Genomic DNA, 17,318 nt, shown 5'->3' with positions numbered 1-17,318 from the left:
AGTAAAGGGGATGTTGTGATGGACATTTTATATTATGATACGCTACGTAGTAAATTAGGGGATTTATTTGTAGTTGCTTCTGATAAAGGGATTGTTTATATCGGTACACCAGATGCATCATTTGAGGAAGTTGAGGTTTGGGCGAAAAAGCCGTTCAAAAACTATACATTTGAAGAAAGTAGCGAAAAAGTAGCGCAATATATCGAGCAGTTAGAGGATTATTTTAAAGGTGAGCTGAGAGAGTTTGATTTGCCGATTCATGTGAAGGGAACGCCATTCCAATTGGCTGTCTGGGATGCATTAAAAGAATTACCCTATGGAACGACGACTTCATATTCAGGGATTGCCGAAATGATTGGGAATCCGAAAGCTGTGCGTGCAGTCGGTGCAGCTATTGGTGCTAATCCTATCTTGGCCATTATCCCTTGTCACCGAGTGATTGGGAAGAATGGAAAAATGACTGGTTTTCGAAGTGGTATTCCGATGAAAGAATTTTTACTTCAATTAGAACGAAAATAAAAGGAGTGGTCTCAAAACACTGTTGAGACCACTCCTTATCATTAACTATTATGATACATGTTCTTCTTGCACGCTTTGAGGTTTACCGATATGAGTTAAACGTTGTGCAAATGATTCGTTACGTAATGCAGAGCTTTTGAAGATTTCTTGATATTCATAAGCTGGCGTACCATGTTCCATTACGTCAAGACCCGCGATTTCTTCTTCTTTCGATACGCGAAGTGGTACAAACAATTTTATAAGGAATAGACCACCTGTGACAGTCACGCTTACCCATGCAATAGTAGCTAATACGCCAATGGCTTGCACGCCTAGTAAACTAATGCCACCGCCGTAGAATAAGCCTTGACCACCGATGTCGAATAGTCCAACTGCAAGTGTACCCCAAATACCACAAATACCGTGAACTGCGATAGCCCCTACAGGATCATCAACTTTTAACTTCCATTCAATGAAGCGTACACCTTCAACTAGTAACGGAGCTGCGATTATACCGATGCAAATAGCACCTATAATGCTTACATTTGCTGCACCAGCTGTGATTCCTACTAGACCAGCTAATGCACCATTTAGTGTTAACGAGCCATCGATATGACCGTAACGGAATTTTGTATAGAAAGCAGTTGCTACCACACCAGCTGCTGCAGCGAAGAATGTATTCGCGATAACACCAGGAACTGTCGCAGGATCTGCTGCTAATGTTGAAGCACCGTTGAATCCAAACCAACCTAACCAAAGAATGAATACCCCTAATGCACCAAGAGGAATACTGTGACCTTTAATAACATTGACTTTACCATCCCCGTACTTCCCAAGACGAGGCCCGATCATAGCAGCGGCTACAAATGCTGCTACTGCACCAGTTAAATGAACAACTGTTGAGCCTGCGAAGTCTACAAAACCAAGATCAGTTAACCATCCGCTACCACTCCAAATCCAGTGACCGACAACAGGATAAACGAATAATGTCATTAAAACTACAACACCTATATAGGCCATAATGTTCGTACGTTCAGCTACTGCACCTGATAGAATTGTAGCACCTGTTGCGGCAAACATAGCTTGGAAGATGAAGAAGCCGATATCCTCTACGCCATTTAAAGCAAAACCACTTGTTCCGAGAAAACCACCGGCAGTATCGCCGAACATAATTGCATATCCACATAAGAAATAAACGATACCACCAAGTGAAATTGTAATGAAGTTTTTCATAATAATATTGACTGCATTTTTGGAACGTGTGAATCCTGCCTCCACCATCGCAAACCCTGCGTGCATAAAGAATACTAAAATCGTCCCGAGCATAACCCACACTAAATTGACTGATAATATAACTTCTTCCATACCTATCGCCCCCTCTATTCTACTGCAACCGATCCGACTTCTTTAGTACGGATACGAATCGCCTGTTCTACAGGATAAATGAAGATTTTACCGTCCCCAACTTTACCGGTTACTGCATCACGTAATAGGACTTCCACAATGGCCTCTACTTTTTCGTCGTCTACAACCATTTCTAATTTTAGCTTTGGTAAAAATTCGATTTCATATGAGTTCCCGCGGAATAACCCCGTGCGCCCTAATTGACGGCCACATCCAGCGATTTCAGAAATACTTAAACCTGAAATACCTTCTTTTGCAAGTCCGTCACGAACAAGACCGAAAACCTCTTGACGAATGACTGCCTCTATTTTTTTCATCAGCACCAGCTCCTTGCGTTAATTTAATTTACATATTAAAGCTACAAGGTGAAGGTAGCAATTGTTATTTCGATTCGTATGTAAGGAAATATGACATTAATTGTTTCGACTCTCGTAATAGTTTTATAGAAAAGCTTTTATAAAAGGAATGAAAGCGGTACTAAAATTTGTGTCATAAATGTGAACAATTTTAAATTTTCTGAATATTAATGTAAGGAGATATGACATCTAACTTTATGAGATGTTAAACGCAAGAAAATGGACAAATGGTGTATACTAGGACTAATTATGAAAGCGGAAGAAGGAATTTCTCATGAGATCAAATTATGCAGACGATAGCTTAGCGCTACACACGGACTTATATCAAATCAATATGGCAGAGTCCTATTGGGCGGATGGCGTACATAATAGAAAAGCGATTTTTGAATTGTATTTTAGAAAATTACCATTTGGCAATGGCTATGCCATATTTGCGGGGTTGGAGCGCATGCTAGAGTACTTGCGTAACTTCCGCTTTAGCGATTCGGATATTGCGTACTTACGAGAAGAAGTTGGGTACAAAGAGGACTTCATTGATTATTTGAAAAATATTCGATTCACAGGGAATATGTATTCAATGGTAGAAGGGGAGCTTGTTTTTGCAAACGAACCAATTGTACGTATTGAAGCGCCTTTAGTAGAAGCACAACTAATTGAAACGGCATTGCTCAATATTGTGAACTATCAAACGCTGATTGCTACAAAGGCAAGCCGTATTAAACAAGTTGTGAAAAATGAGACAGCAATGGAGTTCGGTACGCGCCGCGCACAAGAAATGGACGCGGCAATTTGGGGTACACGTGCGGCCTTTATTGGTGGGTTTGAATCGACAAGTAATGTGCGAGCAGGGAAATTGTTCAACATACCAGTGTCGGGTACTCATGCACATGCTTTAGTGCAAGCATATAAAAATGATTATGATGCGTTCCATGCATATGCAAAACGTCACCGTAATTGTGTGTTCTTAGTGGATACGTACAATACATTAAAATCTGGGGTACCAACAGCTATTAAAGTGGCAAAGGAACTTGGGGATAAAATAAACTTTATTGGTATTCGTTTAGACAGCGGCGATATCGCATTCCTTTCAAAAGAAGCCCGTCGCATGTTAGATGAAGCTGGCTTCCCTAATGCAAAAATTGTTGTTTCTAATGATTTAGACGAGTACACAATTTTAAATTTAAAGGCTCAAGGTGCTCGCGTAGATATGTGGGGCATTGGGACAAAGCTAATTACAGCTTATGATCAACCAGCTTTAGGTGCTGTTTATAAAATGGTAGCAATCGAAAATGAAGCTGGCGAACTACAAGATACAATTAAAATATCAGCGAATGCCGAGAAGGTTACAACACCTGGTTTGAAAAATGTCTACCGTATTATTGATCTTGAAAATGGTAAGGCGGAGGGCGATTACATTACGATGCATGATGAAGATCCTCAGACAGAGGAACGCATCAAAATGTTCCATCCAGTGCATACATTCGTGTCCAAATTCGTGACAAACTTTAAGGCGAAAAATTTACATGAGCAAGTCATTACAAACGGAGAAGTGACTTATCAAAACCCGACACTGGAAGAAATGCGTACGTATGCTACGAATAATTTAGACCTTTTATGGGATGAATATAAGCGTGCGATGAATCCGGAAGAATATCCAGTCGATTTAAGTCAAAAGTGTTGGGATAATAAGATGCGTAATATTCAAGAAGTTACGGAAATGATCAATAAAATTGTAAAAGAGTAGGGAGTGGCAAGTGACATGTCAGCATTACAACAACGAGTGATCCAAGAGCTACGAGTATTACCAGAGATTAATGTTCAAGCTGAAATACGTAAATCCATTGATTTTATGAAAGAATATGCGCGTAAATATAGCTTCGTAAAAGGTTTTGTTCTCGGTATATCTGGTGGACAAGATTCTACGTTAACAGGGAAGCTCGCGCAACTTGCGGTGGATGAATTAAATGCAGAAGCTGGTGAAGCGAAATATTCATTTTGGGCTGTTCGTTTACCGTATGGAGTTCAGGCGGATGAACAGGACTGTCAGGATGCAATTGACTACATTAAGCCGACAAAAACATATACAGTTAACATTAAAGAAGCGGTCGATGCGAGTGTTCATGCTCTTTCGGTAGCTGGTGTAGAACTTAGTGATTTTGCTAAAGGGAATGAAAAAGCACGTGAACGTATGAAGGTGCAGTATTCAATTGCTGCAATGAATGGTGGAGTTGTACTTGGTACAGACCATGCCGCAGAAGCTATCACAGGTTTCTATACAAAGTTTGGAGACGGTGGTGCGGATTTAATGCCAATTTATCGTCTAAATAAACGTCAAGGGAAACAATTACTAAAAGAACTTGATTGTCCGCCGCATCTATATCTTAAAGTACCAACGGCGGATTTAGAGGAAGAACGCCCGTCGTTACCGGACGAGGAAGCACTAGGTGTAACGTACGATCATATTGATGATTACCTTGAGGGTAAGGGAATTCCTGAGCAAGCAAGAAAAACTTTAGAGAATTTCTATCTACGTTCGCAACATAAACGACATCTGCCAATTACGATTTTTGATGATTTCTGGAAATGAAAATAGTTCTTAAAAGTCAGTAAGCTCTAGTAGCTTACTGACTTTTTTACTTAAAAGAAGAAATTTTTATATAATTTATTGGTTCGGTTGGTTCTGTTTACTTAATTTCTAGCATATAATGTCGATATAAATACCTACAAGGTGAATAAAAAAGCAAAGGAGGGTAACTTAAATGAGGACTTCTAGAGTAAGTGCAACGACTAGTAGTATTTTTCGTAATGAGCAACAATATTTACACGCTGGTGATATTAGCCATAATTTTGGGCAAAATCCAAAACAACAATTTAAGAAAAATATGATGCACAATAAAGGTGCCAAAGCGGTTAATTTAAAGCAAAAGAAACAACAGCGAATAATAGGTAACCTAGCGGAAGTTTATTTTGATAGTGGAAATGACTTGCAAATGAGAACTGATATGATTGAAACTGCGGCAAAGCTTAGTCGTATTAACAAGCAACAGAAGCGTCTAAATAGTTACCGCTCTTCTATATAAGTTATCGAGAAAGCCCTCTGCGTCGAGGTGAACGACGTAGAGGGCTTTTATTTTTGTTCGCGATATTATTTTGAAATACATAAAAATATGGTTGAAACAAATTAAATTGGAACATTATAGAAATGAGGTCGTTCTAAATACTATAGATAGATTAATCTGGAAATATATATCAGATAATCCTTCTTTTATTGTGTTACCTAACTGTTTTCGTTATGCTTAAAGTAAGTTATCAAGCGATTCTAATAATTATGGTGCTTGGATGGGGAGGTTTTTTGATTTATGAATACACAAATACAGGCTGTGTTAGAGAATATAGAAAAAGTAATGATTGGTAAAAGAGAGATGGCAGAGTTGAGCATAGTGGCACTACTTGCGAAAGGTCATGTGTTACTTGAAGATGTGCCGGGGGTCGGCAAGACGATGATGGTACGTGCGCTAGCAAAATCGTTTGATGCACAATTTAAGCGTATCCAGTTCACGCCTGATTTACTACCTTCAGATGTAGTGGGGGTGTCGATTTATAATCCGAAAACAATGGAATTTGAGTTTCGTCCTGGTCCGATTATGGGCGATATCGTATTAGCTGATGAAATTAATCGTACATCACCAAAAACACAGTCAGCTTTACTTGAGGGAATGGAAGAAGCGTCTGTTACAATCGACGGTAATACGTTGAAAATTGCGCAACCATTCTTTGTAATGGCAACGCAAAATCCGATTGAATATGAAGGAACATATCCTTTACCAGAAGCGCAACTGGATCGATTTTTATTGAAAATTAGAATGGGGTACCCCGCAAAAGAACAGGAAGTAGAGATACTACGTCGTGCGGAAAATGGTGCACCTATTGAAAAGATACAAGCGGTATTATCGGTAGCGCAATTAATCGAGTTACAAGAACTTGTGTTAGGTGTATATGTTGAGGATTCCGTTAAAAAATATATGGTGGAGCTTGCTTCACAAACAAGACAGGATAGCTATGTCTACTTAGGTGTTAGTCCGCGTGCGTCTATCGCGTTAATGAAGGCCTCGCAGGCTTATGCATTTATAAAAGGGCGTAGTTACGTGACACCAGACGATGTGCAATATTTAGCGCCATTTGTCTTTAGTCATCGCTTGATGCTAAAGCCAGATGCGCGTTATGACGGTGTAACAGCAGCGGAGATTATTGAACGTATTATTGCTAAAGTACCTGTACCAACAAAAAGGTTTGCGGAACAATGATGAAATGGCGAGCCCTTTATGAAAAGAGTAAGCACTTTCTATTAGTGAGCTTGCTCATGATTATTACGTTCTGCTTTGCTATGTTCCAAGGTAGCTTTGTGAGTTGGTTTGTATTTTTTACAGTGAGTCCTTTTTTATTGTATTCATTTATTTTCTTGCTAGTGAAAGAAGACGTTTATCGTGTAGAACGAAAAATTGAACCTTCTCGAGTGGAAAGTGGGCAATCGGCAAAAGTAACAGTAAGTGTAGAACGAAAAACGTATTTTCCATTTGTCTATATGATGGTAGAAGAGCTAGTTAGTAATGAGGAACTTGTCAAATCAAAGGTACAAGGTACGAGTGCACTCAAATTAGTCGGATTTAAGAAAAAATTCGAATGGAGCTATACACTAGAAAATTTACCCCGCGGGGAACATCGATTTTTAGGGGTAGAGATTGTCTTTTGTGATTTTTTTGGTTGGGCTCAAAAGCGTATTTTAGTAGAAAAAGAGCAAATGATTCTAGTTTATCCACGTGTTAAAGAAATAAAATATGTCGCTTTACAAACAAAATTTGATATTGGGACTATGATGTCGCCGTATTCAGTCGTTAAGGATACTTCGATGGCGGTAGGATTACGGGAGTATGTACCTGGTGATCGTTTTTCATGGATTCATTGGAAATCATTTGCGAAAACACAAACACTACAATCGAAGGAGTTTGAAGACCGTCAATCGCAAGAGGTATTGTTGATGTTAAATGCGGATGCTTCGCCGCTGTTCGAAGAGAAAATTGAACTTGTGGCTTCGATGGTACAAACGATTGTGCGCGGTCGAGGTGATATATCCTTCGTCTCTACTGGTGATAAAACGAAAGTGTTTCCATTGATTCAAAGTGAAAAGCAACTTGATCAGGTAATGCATCATTTAGCAGCGGTAAAGCCGCTTGAAAATGCGACTGTCAATCTGCGTGGTCAACAAAGTTTTAAGCATATTGCGACGCTATTATATGTAACGAGCGATATTTCAGAAGAGTTGTTACATACCCTTGCGAATGTAGTGAAAAGTTGTATTTGCTTTGTTGTGACTGAGCAACCACCCATTTTGTTGGAGGCTGCGCAACGTCATAAGCAAATTCAAATTGTGCATGTAAAGCCCAATGATTATTATCATTTATTCACGGAGGTGATGAAGCCGTGAAAAAGTCATTTAAGGATTTTATTGAATTAACAATTGCGTATATTATTATTTTCTTTATTTTAAGAGAGTGGCTTGTGCCGGTGATGGAACTCACAAATACCGGTTTGCTGCATTTGTTTTTGGTGTTTATCGGTTTATCATTAGCGCTTAGTCTGTTTGAAGTGCACCCGCTTTTATCTGGTATTGTAAAGTTGGGCTATATCGCATGGTTTGTAGTGTTCGCATATAGTGGCAATTCTGTTTTCTCACAAGAGACAATACCGTTTCTATTTGGTGAATTGAAGTGGAATATAACAGCGATATTTTCGGGGGATTTTGGGGGAGTATCGAATACGTTTAGAACAGTATTGTTTTTAGCACTTATTTGGATGCTTGTGTATTTAATTCATCATTGGATTACTGTACGTATGAATATTTTCTATTTCTTTGCCCTGACAGTATTTTTCATCGCAACACTTGATACTTTTAGTGAGTATGATGGCTCAGCTGCCATTGTGAAAGTAGTTGTACTAGGATTAGTGATGACGGGTGTGCTTTTCGTCAAACGACTTTTGATGAAGAGTGATGCATCGCATAATTTACTTGCCAACTGGCAAATGCTTGTGCCAATGGTAGTGATGGTCGTAATGGTGAGTATCGTTGCGCTGTTTTTACCGAAAATAGGACCGACCTGGGCTGATCCGGTACCGTTTATTAAAAGTGTGACTGGTCAAGGAGAGTCTGGGGAAGGTAAGAAAACAGTTGGTTATGGTGAAGACGATAGTCAGTTAGGTGGGCCATTTAATGGTGACGATACACTTGTTTTTACGGCTTCCTCTCGCGATCGTCACTACTGGCGAATAGAAACGAAGGATTTTTATACTTCGAAGGGTTGGATTCAATATAATGTTCAAGTGAGTAGCGTGGATAGTTATTTTGATAATGAATTTATCCAAACGACGTTACAGGTGGGTCAGCCTGAAAATGAAAGCCAAATTGACATGAACATAGCGATACCAATGCCGTTTTTAATCCAAACTTATGGTATGAAATCTGTCGAATCGAATGAAGAGACAATGTATGTTAAGTCTAATCAAACTGAAAAAATATTGACAAAGCAGCCTACGGGAGAAGATAAAGCGCTAAAAAATTATACTTTAACGTACAGCGAACCAGAATATAGCATGCAACAACTACGCATGTCAGATCCGTCTATGCTGGAAACACTAAATTCTTCTTATAATCGTTTTTTACAATTGCCAAGCTCATTGCCACAAAGAGTTCAAGATCTAGCAATAGAGTTAACTGAAGGTAAAGAAACAGTCTATGAAAAAATCAAAGCGATTGAAAGTTATTTTTCAAGAAGTGGCTTTGCCTATGATAAAAAAGCAGCCACAATTCCAGGAGAGGGACAAGACTTTGTGGATCAGTTTTTATTTGATACCAAAATAGGTTATTGTGATCACTTCTCTACGTCAATGATTGTTATGTTACGGTCAATTGGGATTCCTGCTCGCTGGGTAAAGGGATTTGCACCTGGGAATGCGGGGTCGCAATCTGATGGTATAAGTGAATATCGAGTGACAAATGACAATGCTCATTCTTGGGTGGAGGCTTATGTGCCAGGTACAGGCTGGATCGAGTTCGAACCGACAATTGGTTTTTCTGGTACGGCAAATATTGATTATGATTTAGAAATAGATACTAATTCTTTAGAAGAGCCAGAGCAACCAGCGGAACAACCGAAGCCACAAAAGGAAAGTTCGGAAGCGAAAAAAGATACATCGGGGTCAGTGTTTAACATTAAGGCAATTACGACTTGGCTGAAAGGGCACACGTATGTATGGGTTGCGTTTATTTTGTTAGTAGTAATTGCACTCATCACATTATTTGTTCAGCGTAAAACATGGATACCGAAAATGCACGTTCGTTCGTATCGTAAAAAGGAAGCGGACTGGTCAACATTTGATTCATCTTACCATGTATTAACGAAGCAGCTTTCTCGTATTGGTCTGCGTCGAAGAGATGGTGAAACTTTACGGGCGTTTGCAGAAAGAGTAGATGCAGCCTTAGAGACCGAGGAAATGAAGAAGTTAACGTCAGTTTATGAACAACATATTTATAGTAATCAACCACAAGATATTGATTTTGTTGAGCTAAAAGAAAGTTGGGAATATTTAATCAATCGTACAATCGGTTGATTTTAGTAGACACAAAGAGTAAAATTAAAAAAATTAAACATTAATAAGATTGCTTTCATATAAGTTCGGAAATAAGGTTCGAATGTTTCTACGAGGCCACCTCAAAAGGCCTCTCTATGAAGGTGAATGTTTTTGCGGTAAGTGAAAAGTTATTTGTGAATCACTTTACTACGCATTCGCCTTTATGAATCTAGAACTTATGAACGCGTAGGGAGTTTTTACTTTCTTACGCGTTTTTCTGTGAAACTTAAATGTAGAGCGAACTTTATAAATAGTAGAAGAGGTGGAAATTTTGTCAGCTAGCCCTTTATTAAAAGAGCAAGAAAAAATCGTTGTTCTAGACTTCGGTAGCCAATTTAACCAATTAATTACGCGTCGTATCCGTGAGTTTGGTGTTTTCAGTGAATTACACCCACACACAATTACAGCGGAAGAAATTAAAGACATGAACGCAGCGGGTATCATTTTCTCAGGTGGTCCAAACTCAGTTTATGACGAAAAAGCATTCACTGTAGACCCAGCTATTTTTGAATTAGGTTTACCGATCTTAGGTATTTGCTATGGTATGCAATTAATGGCGCATACACAAGGTGGTAAAGTTGAAGGCGCTGAAACACGCGAATATGGTAAAGCAGAAATTAAAGTTACAGCTGCTAACAAATTATTCGGTGATTTACCAACTGAACAAATTGTGTGGATGAGTCATGGTGACCATGTAACTGAAGTGCCTGCAGGCTTTGAAGTGATCGCAACAAGTGCTTCTTGTCCAATCGCTGCAATGGCGAATGTTGAACGTAAATTATATGCAGTTCAATTCCACCCAGAAGTACGTCACTCTGTATACGGAAATGACTTACTTCGTCAATTCGTTTTCGATGTTTGTGAAGCTAAAGGCGACTGGTCTATGGCGAACTTTATCGAGATTGAAATCGCTAAAATTCGTGAAACAGTTGGCGACAAAAAAGTTTTATGTGCCCTTTCAGGTGGCGTAGACTCTTCAGTTGTTGCAGTACTGATTCACAAAGCAATCGGTGACCAACTGACTTGTATGTTCGTAGACCACAACTTAAACCGTAAAGGTGAAGTTGAACAAGTTATGAAAACATTCACTGAAGATTTTGATATGAATCTTATTAAAATCGATGCACGTGAGCGCTTCATGGCGAAACTTGCTGGCGTTTCTGATCCAGAGAAAAAACGTAAAATTATCGGTAACGAATTCATTTACGTATTTGATGAAGAAGCTTCTAAATTACAAGGTATGGACTTCTTAGCACAAGGTACGCTATACACAGACATCATCGAATCTGGTACAGCAACTGCACAAACAATTAAATCTCACCATAACGTTGGTGGTCTTCCAGAAGATATGCAATTCAAATTAATCGAACCACTTAAAACGTTATTCAAAGATGAAGTGCGTGCACTTGGTTTAGAACTTGGTCTTGATGAAAAAATCGTTTGGCGTCAACCATTCCCAGGTCCTGGTCTAGGTATTCGTGTACTTGGTGAAGTAACGGAAGAAAAACTTGAAATCGTTCGTGAGGCTGATTTCATCCTACGTGAAGAAATCTCAAAAGCCGGCCTTGATCGCGATATCTGGCAATACTTCACGGTGCTACCTGACATTCGTTCAGTTGGTGTAATGGGTGATGCACGTACGTATGACTATGCAATCGGTATCCGTGCGGTAACGTCAATCGACGGTATGACTTCTGACTGGGCACGTATCCCTTGGGATGTATTAGAGAAAATCTCTGTACGCCTAGTAAACGAAGTAAAACACGTTAACCGCGTACTGTATGATATTACATCTAAGCCACCAGCAACGATTGAGTGGGAATAGGACTGTTCAGCAATATAAACTAAATAGGTTATAAACGCAGTCATATCAATGATTAACGTACAACTATTTATTTTTCAAAAATTAAACTCTCTTTTAGTTATTTATAACAAATAACTAAAAGAGGTTTTTTGTTTTAGTTAAAATTAGCGACTTGATTGATGACTTTAAAATGAATCAGCAAATTTAAGATCGTAAAGATAAGTATAATGAATACCATTTGGCTATGAATTATTTTACTAAGTTTTTACTGATATATACAAGGTTAAGCGGTACACTAATAAAGTAAAAAGGTTTACTTCAGTAAAATAAGGTATATTATATTTGTTGAATAGATTCTCTTTAAGACAAGAAAAGTAGGTGAACCATGTGGGGAAATATCAATTGGATACCAAAGGTAAGGTAGCTGTGACAAAGTATCATGAAAAACACAAGCCTGCCAAATTTGATAAAAAGCAGCAACTTGAAAAAATACGTGCGGAGTATTTGAAAAAGAAGCAAGAACAAACAGATAAATAGTATGAATGAAAACATAGGAAGACTAAAATCTCCCTATGTTTTTCTTATTCGAAGTTCTTTTTTTCAATTGATGATAGAGATTATTATTCTCCTAAATTTCAGATTCGGTGACAAAAAACTCATCATCAGATATCCATTCCTCCCTTTTATTAGCGTTTTTTAACCAAATAAAAGTGAGTTTTTTTTCCTGGAATTATTGAGATGGTTGATGATTTTAAATTGAATCAAGAGATTTGGGCTCATAAATCGAAGTATATTGAAATTTGTATGTATTGTTTGAAACGCTGTAAGGAATATATGATTCATTCATTTGGCAATGAAGAAGTAGAAGAAGTGACATGAGCATTATTTATGTGGTCTTGTTTTATTTTTGTGAGACTATAAGTGAAAAGATAATTATCCTCACGTTTTATTCGTTAGGTATATACCTTTCTTAGGCTTTGTAAAAGTGAAAATTTCAGGTGATAAATGGGGTGGGGATTTTTAACCTCGAAAACCTGATAGATAGAAGATTTTTGAGTTTTTTAGTTTGTATCTTTATTAAAGATTAGCCTGTTTATTTGGTTATTGTTGACAAATTTATTGTGAGGTGATATCCTCCATACATACCATTGGTATGTATGGAGGCGGAAAGCATGGCTCGAAATAAACATCCTGAAAAAACAGTTGAACAAATTCTTAGTATTTCATATCGCCTATTTTTAAAAAAGGGATATGAACAAACTACAATTCAAGACATTATTAATGAACTGGGAATGAGCAAGGGGGCAATTTATCATCATTTTAAATCTAAAGAAGAAATTCTAGAGGCAATTGGTGATAAGAAATTTGAAGATAGAAACATATTCAGTAAGATTAAGGAGGAGAAGAATTTAAATGGTTTACAAAAATTAAAAAAGATCTTTTGTAACGAGTTGGAGAATTTCGAAAAGCAACAATTTGACAAAGTAGCAAGCCCTTTATTGGATAATCCTAAATTCGTTAGTATGATTTTGAATGGTACTATGAAACGAGGAGTACCATTATTTCAAGAACTAATTGAAGAAGGGAAAAATGATGGTTCAATTCATGTAGAGGATAGCAGAAGTGCCAGTGAAGTCATATTATTATTAATCAATGTTTGGGTCAATCCAATGATAAGTGAGCACAGTGAGGATGATTTAAAACGAAAAATTTTATATTTTAAACATCTTACTGATCAACTTGGTGTACCATTTATCGATGAAGAAGTATTAGCTATTTTACATCGTTATTTAAATAACGTATCCAAATAATAAGCTGCCTTTGTATAGGTGGTTTTCTATTACCTATTAACATACCGCTAGTCGGTTTGTTGAGTTACCTTTAAAAAAGAATGGGGGAAATTTATATGAAGCAGAGTGAACTCTTTAAAAAAGATTTTACTTTATTAATTATTGGGCAGATTATATCTTTGTTTGGAAATTCAATTTTGCGTTTTTCATTATCGCTGTATGTGTTGGACGTAACAGGGTCAGCTACTGCTTTTGGAAGTGTTTTAGCTGTCTCAATGGTTCCGACAATTTTGTTATCCCCTATTGGTGGTGTATTAGCAGATCGTGTGAATCGAAGAAATATCATGGTTTGTTTAGACGTTATAACTTCATTAGTGTGTATCTTGTTTGTCACACAAATGGGGAGTGACCATATTATTTTGTTAGTAGCGAGCATGATGATTATTCTTTCTATTATTCAATCAATGTATCAACCCGCTGTACAATCGAGTGTTCCTATAATGATAGATAGCAATCATTTGTTACAAGCAAATGGAGTTGTAATGCAAGTGAACGCTTTAGCAAACTTTTTAGGACCTATTTTAGGTGGCATGCTGTATGGTTTTTTTGACTTAAAAGTGATTGTTATAGTTAGTGCAGTTTCGTTTGGTATGTCTGCAGTATTAGAAGCGTTTATTCATATTCCTTTTGCGAAGCAAGCATCAAATGGGAAGATATTTGATACAGTTGTTACCGATTTAAAGCAAGCACTTCAATTTATTAGAAAGGATAATCCGATTGTATTTAAAATTTTATTAGTGGTTGGTGGAATAAATCTGTTTTTCTCATCAATGATCATGATTGGTTTACCTTATATTATAAAAGTACAACTTGGCTTGAGTTCTCAACTGTATGGTATTGCAGAAAGCTTCCTAGCAATCGGGTCCATTGCAGCGGGGCTTTTAATTGGCTGGGCATCAAAAAAATATACTATTTATAACGCTTATCTATTTATTTTGTTAGGTGGAATTGTTCTATTACCAATAGCTATTGTATCAGGTCTAAACGTACATCCAATGTTTGCTTACGTTGTGATTTGTATGAGTGCTTTTTTATGCTTAGCTTCTGTGGGGATTTTTTCGATTTTTGCGCAAACATTTATTCAAAGTGAAACACCAAATGAAATGCTTGGAAAAATAAGTGCTATTATAGGGACAATTGTGATGTGTTCTTATCCAATTGGGCAGTCTGTGTATGGTATTCTGTTTGATCGTTTTTCAAATCAGATTTATATCATTGTCTTATTTGCAATTATTGTGGAATTATTTTTAGGTCTTCTTACAAAACAGTACCTTTCTAAACTGAAGACGAAGCAGTTACGTGTAGTGAATGAATAATAAAATAGCAAAGTAGTGCACTTGGTTTGATATTACTCCAAAGCCATCTCCTAATATATGAGTGGGAATAGAATGAAATATGTAAAGTACAAACTCTTGTAAATTAAGGGGTTGTGCTTTTTATATCACCTGTAACAATTGAGTAAGGGAATCGATAATTATAACATTTATAGTTTAGTTACTTCCGTAAAAAATGACGAAATGACAGTAAGAGATGTGGGGCAAATCACGAACTATTTGATTTGGTTAAGAATAGGGTGTCCTACCGTTGAGAATAAAAAAAGTATAGTGTTACGCTAAGTATCTAAACCTTAATAACAGAGTATATTTAGTTGAATTTGTAAAAAAAGTGAACAATCTATTCGGAATTTAAACGAACCTTCGTGTTATTATTTTCTTTAATGTTCGGAAATAGGGTTGAAATCTAAAAACTGAAATGTTATATTACTCTTGTAAATTAAATAAGTCGTCGTATAATGTCGGGGATAAGGCCCGTAAGTTTCTACCAAGTTACCGTAAATAACTTGACTACGATTTAGTATTATACAAATGTATTTATACTAAAATACTTCACACTCTGGAAGTGTTGAAGTATATCGTAGACATGCGACTAGTAGTCAGCGTGTCTTTTTTTGTATTCGATGTTGCGGACGACAACACGGAGGATTTATAAATGAAAAAGTATTTCATGTTCGAGGAGCTTGGTACGAATTATCGTCGCGAAATAATCGGTGGTATTACAACGTTCTTAGCAATGGCTTATATATTAGCAGTTAACCCGGGAATTCTTGAAGCTGCCGGGATGGATAAAGGAGCTGTTTTCGTAGCAACAGCGTTAGCTGCAGCGGTGGGTTCGCTAATTATGGGTATTTTCGCTAAATTCCCGATTGCATTGGCACCGGGTATGGGTCTGAATGCCTTCTTCGCCTTTACGGTAGTAGGTGCGTATGGTATCCCTTGGGAAACAGCTTTAACTGGTGTATTATTTTCAGGGCTTATTTTTATCGTCCTTTCGTTGACAGGGATTCGTGAAACAGTTATTAATGCTATTCCAGCGCAACTTAAATATGCAGTATCAGCTGGTATCGGTTTATTCATTACTTTTGTTGGTTTGCAAAATGCGGGAATTGTCGTTAATGACGATGCAACGCTTGTAGCACTAGGTAGTTTTACTGGTGGAACGTTATTGGCTGTATTTGGTATTTTCATAACTGTTATCTTATTACTAAAATTCCGTAGTATTGGTATTTTCGTAGGTATGGTTATTACAGCAATTGTTGGTATGATTTTCGGTGTTATTGCACCACCAACAGCAATTGTCTCAGCAATTCCAAGTGTAGAAAGTACGTTTGGTGTTGCGCTTGAGCCAATTAGGAATGATTTCAGTTCATTAATTAATGTTAAATTCCTAGTAGTTGTTTTAACTTTCTTATTCGTAGATTTCTTTGATACAGCGGGTACATTAATGGCTGTTGCAACACAAGCTGGTTTAGTAAAGGATGACAAATTACCACGTGCTAGCCGTGCACTTATGGCTGATGCATTAGCAACAACAATCGGTTCTTTATTCGGGACGTCAACTACTACAGCATATGTAGAATCAACTTCGGGTGTAGCAGCAGGTGCGCGTTCTGGTTTCTCAGCAGTTGTAACGGCAATATTATTCCTAATAGCTTTATTCTTCTCGCCGTTACTTGCGGTAGTTACTCCTGCGGTAACAGCTCCGGCACTTGTTATTGTAGGTGTTCTAATGGTTTCATCACTTCGTTTAATCGAATGGGATAAATTTGAGATCGCAGTACCAGCTTTCTTTACAGTTTTGATGATGCCTCTTGGCTATTCAATCGCAACTGGTATCGCAATTGGTTTTGTATTCTACCCAATAACAATGTTATTAGCGGGACGTAAAAAAGAAATTCACCCAATGATGTACGGTTTATTCTTCGTATTCCTAGCATACTTTATTTGGGTTCGATAGTTTGAAACTTAAATCTCTACTCGATTTCAAATCGTGTAGGGATTTTTCTTTTTGCTATTATATAGAAGGAACTCTTTTTGTTATTTACTGAATAATTTTACTTCAATAAAACTATTGCAAAGAGATAATGCAGATGATATATTTAATCACGTTGTTACGATAACAAGCGAACAACAAAACGAAATAAAACAAAGAGTTGACAACAAGTTAACGACATGTTAAAGTATAAAAAGTTACTTAAACAAGTAACGAACATGAACCTTGAAAACTGAACAAGCAAAACGTAATCAATAACGTTTTTAGTAGTTAACAACTATGTTAGCGAACGAAACACAAGTAATAAATAGATATCAACTTTTAGTTGATACGCTAGCAAAGCTAATGAGCTTTCAAACTACTTTTATGGAGAGTTTGATCCTGGCTCAGGAC

The 17,318-nt window shown here is 37.3% G+C and carries 14 protein-coding genes and 2 riboswitches; of the genes, 12 read left to right on the top strand and 2 right to left on the bottom strand.

Going from position 1 to position 17,318, the window contains the following annotated elements; genetic code table 11:
• The first annotated feature begins 18 nt into the window (after positions 1-18).
• The gene (locus ACIQ2D_RS19545) at positions 19-519 is read left to right on the top strand and encodes a methylated-DNA--[protein]-cysteine S-methyltransferase (RefSeq protein ID WP_402866986.1); all 501 of its coding nucleotides are present in this window, start codon (positions 19-21) and stop codon (positions 517-519) included.
• A gap of 48 nt (positions 520-567) precedes the next feature.
• Here the strand turns inward: ACIQ2D_RS19545 and ACIQ2D_RS19540 are convergent, their stop codons facing one another.
• Together ACIQ2D_RS19540 and ACIQ2D_RS19535 are read right to left on the bottom strand one after the other, a co-directional pair.
• Positions 568-1,863 (bottom strand): ammonium transporter, encoded by a 1,296-nt coding sequence (locus ACIQ2D_RS19540; protein WP_402866985.1) that lies wholly within the window; start codon positions 1,861-1,863, stop codon positions 568-570.
• Between the two features lie 14 nt (positions 1,864-1,877).
• The gene (locus tag ACIQ2D_RS19535; protein WP_402866984.1) at positions 1,878-2,219 is read right to left on the bottom strand and encodes a P-II family nitrogen regulator; all 342 of its coding nucleotides are present in this window, start codon (positions 2,217-2,219) and stop codon (positions 1,878-1,880) included.
• A 313-nt stretch (positions 2,220-2,532) separates the two neighbouring features.
• Here ACIQ2D_RS19535 and ACIQ2D_RS19530 point away from each other — a divergent pair, with 313 nt between their 5' ends.
• The 11 genes from ACIQ2D_RS19530 (at position 2,533) to ACIQ2D_RS19480 (ending at position 16,889) form a co-directional block, all read left to right on the top strand.
• Positions 2,533-4,002: a nicotinate phosphoribosyltransferase gene (locus ACIQ2D_RS19530; RefSeq protein ID WP_402866983.1), complete on the top strand. Its 1,470-nt coding sequence runs from the start codon at positions 2,533-2,535 to the stop codon at positions 4,000-4,002.
• Positions 4,003-4,017: 15 nt separating this feature from the next.
• Entirely contained in the window at positions 4,018-4,845 is an 828-nt protein-coding gene (gene nadE / locus ACIQ2D_RS19525) for an ammonia-dependent NAD(+) synthetase (protein ID WP_402866982.1), read from the top strand.
• Positions 4,846-5,017: 172 nt separating this feature from the next.
• Positions 5,018-5,338 (top strand): NAD synthetase, encoded by a 321-nt coding sequence (locus tag ACIQ2D_RS19520; RefSeq protein WP_402866981.1) that lies wholly within the window; start codon positions 5,018-5,020, stop codon positions 5,336-5,338.
• 279 nt (positions 5,339-5,617) lie between these two features.
• Complete coding sequence (locus ACIQ2D_RS19515; RefSeq protein WP_402866980.1) at positions 5,618-6,562, top strand: AAA family ATPase; 945 nt, start codon at positions 5,618-5,620, stop codon at positions 6,560-6,562.
• A complete protein-coding gene (locus ACIQ2D_RS19510) occupies positions 6,559-7,740 on the top strand; it encodes a DUF58 domain-containing protein (RefSeq protein ID WP_402866979.1) in 1,182 nt (393 codons plus the stop codon). Before ACIQ2D_RS19515 ends, ACIQ2D_RS19510 begins: the two co-directional genes overlap by 4 nt.
• Entirely contained in the window at positions 7,737-9,920 is a 2,184-nt protein-coding gene (locus ACIQ2D_RS19505) for a DUF4129 domain-containing transglutaminase family protein (RefSeq protein ID WP_402866978.1), read from the top strand. Before ACIQ2D_RS19510 ends, ACIQ2D_RS19505 begins: the two co-directional genes overlap by 4 nt.
• A 35-nt stretch (positions 9,921-9,955) precedes the next feature.
• Positions 9,956-10,057, top strand: a riboswitch (purine riboswitch).
• Positions 10,058-10,212: 155 nt separating this feature from the next.
• Complete coding sequence (gene guaA / locus ACIQ2D_RS19500; RefSeq protein WP_402866977.1) at positions 10,213-11,766, top strand: glutamine-hydrolyzing GMP synthase; 1,554 nt, start codon at positions 10,213-10,215, stop codon at positions 11,764-11,766.
• Positions 11,767-12,132: 366 nt separating this feature from the next.
• Positions 12,133-12,282, top strand: coding sequence for a hypothetical protein (locus ACIQ2D_RS19495; protein ID WP_053594876.1), 150 nt, complete (start codon positions 12,133-12,135; stop codon positions 12,280-12,282).
• A 635-nt stretch (positions 12,283-12,917) separates the two neighbouring features.
• Positions 12,918-13,556 carry a TetR/AcrR family transcriptional regulator gene (locus ACIQ2D_RS19490; protein ID WP_402866976.1) on the top strand — a complete coding sequence of 213 codons (639 nt, stop codon included), beginning with the start codon at positions 12,918-12,920 and terminating at the stop codon, positions 13,554-13,556.
• A 95-nt stretch (positions 13,557-13,651) separates the two neighbouring features.
• Positions 13,652-14,911 (top strand): MFS transporter, encoded by a 1,260-nt coding sequence (locus tag ACIQ2D_RS19485; RefSeq protein WP_402866975.1) that lies wholly within the window; start codon positions 13,652-13,654, stop codon positions 14,909-14,911.
• A gap of 449 nt (positions 14,912-15,360) precedes the next feature.
• Positions 15,361-15,462, top strand: a riboswitch (purine riboswitch).
• 122 nt (positions 15,463-15,584) lie between these two features.
• Positions 15,585-16,889 (top strand): NCS2 family permease, encoded by a 1,305-nt coding sequence (locus tag ACIQ2D_RS19480; RefSeq protein WP_402866974.1) that lies wholly within the window; start codon positions 15,585-15,587, stop codon positions 16,887-16,889.
• Positions 16,890-17,318 lie beyond the last annotated feature (429 nt).

The sequence above is a fragment of the Lysinibacillus sp. NPDC097287 genome, from assembly GCF_044761695.1.
GTDB lineage: Bacteria > Bacillota > Bacilli > Bacillales_A > Planococcaceae > Lysinibacillus.
The sequence above is the reverse complement of the archived record's forward strand: the minus strand, read 5'-3'. Positions and strand labels throughout refer to the sequence as shown.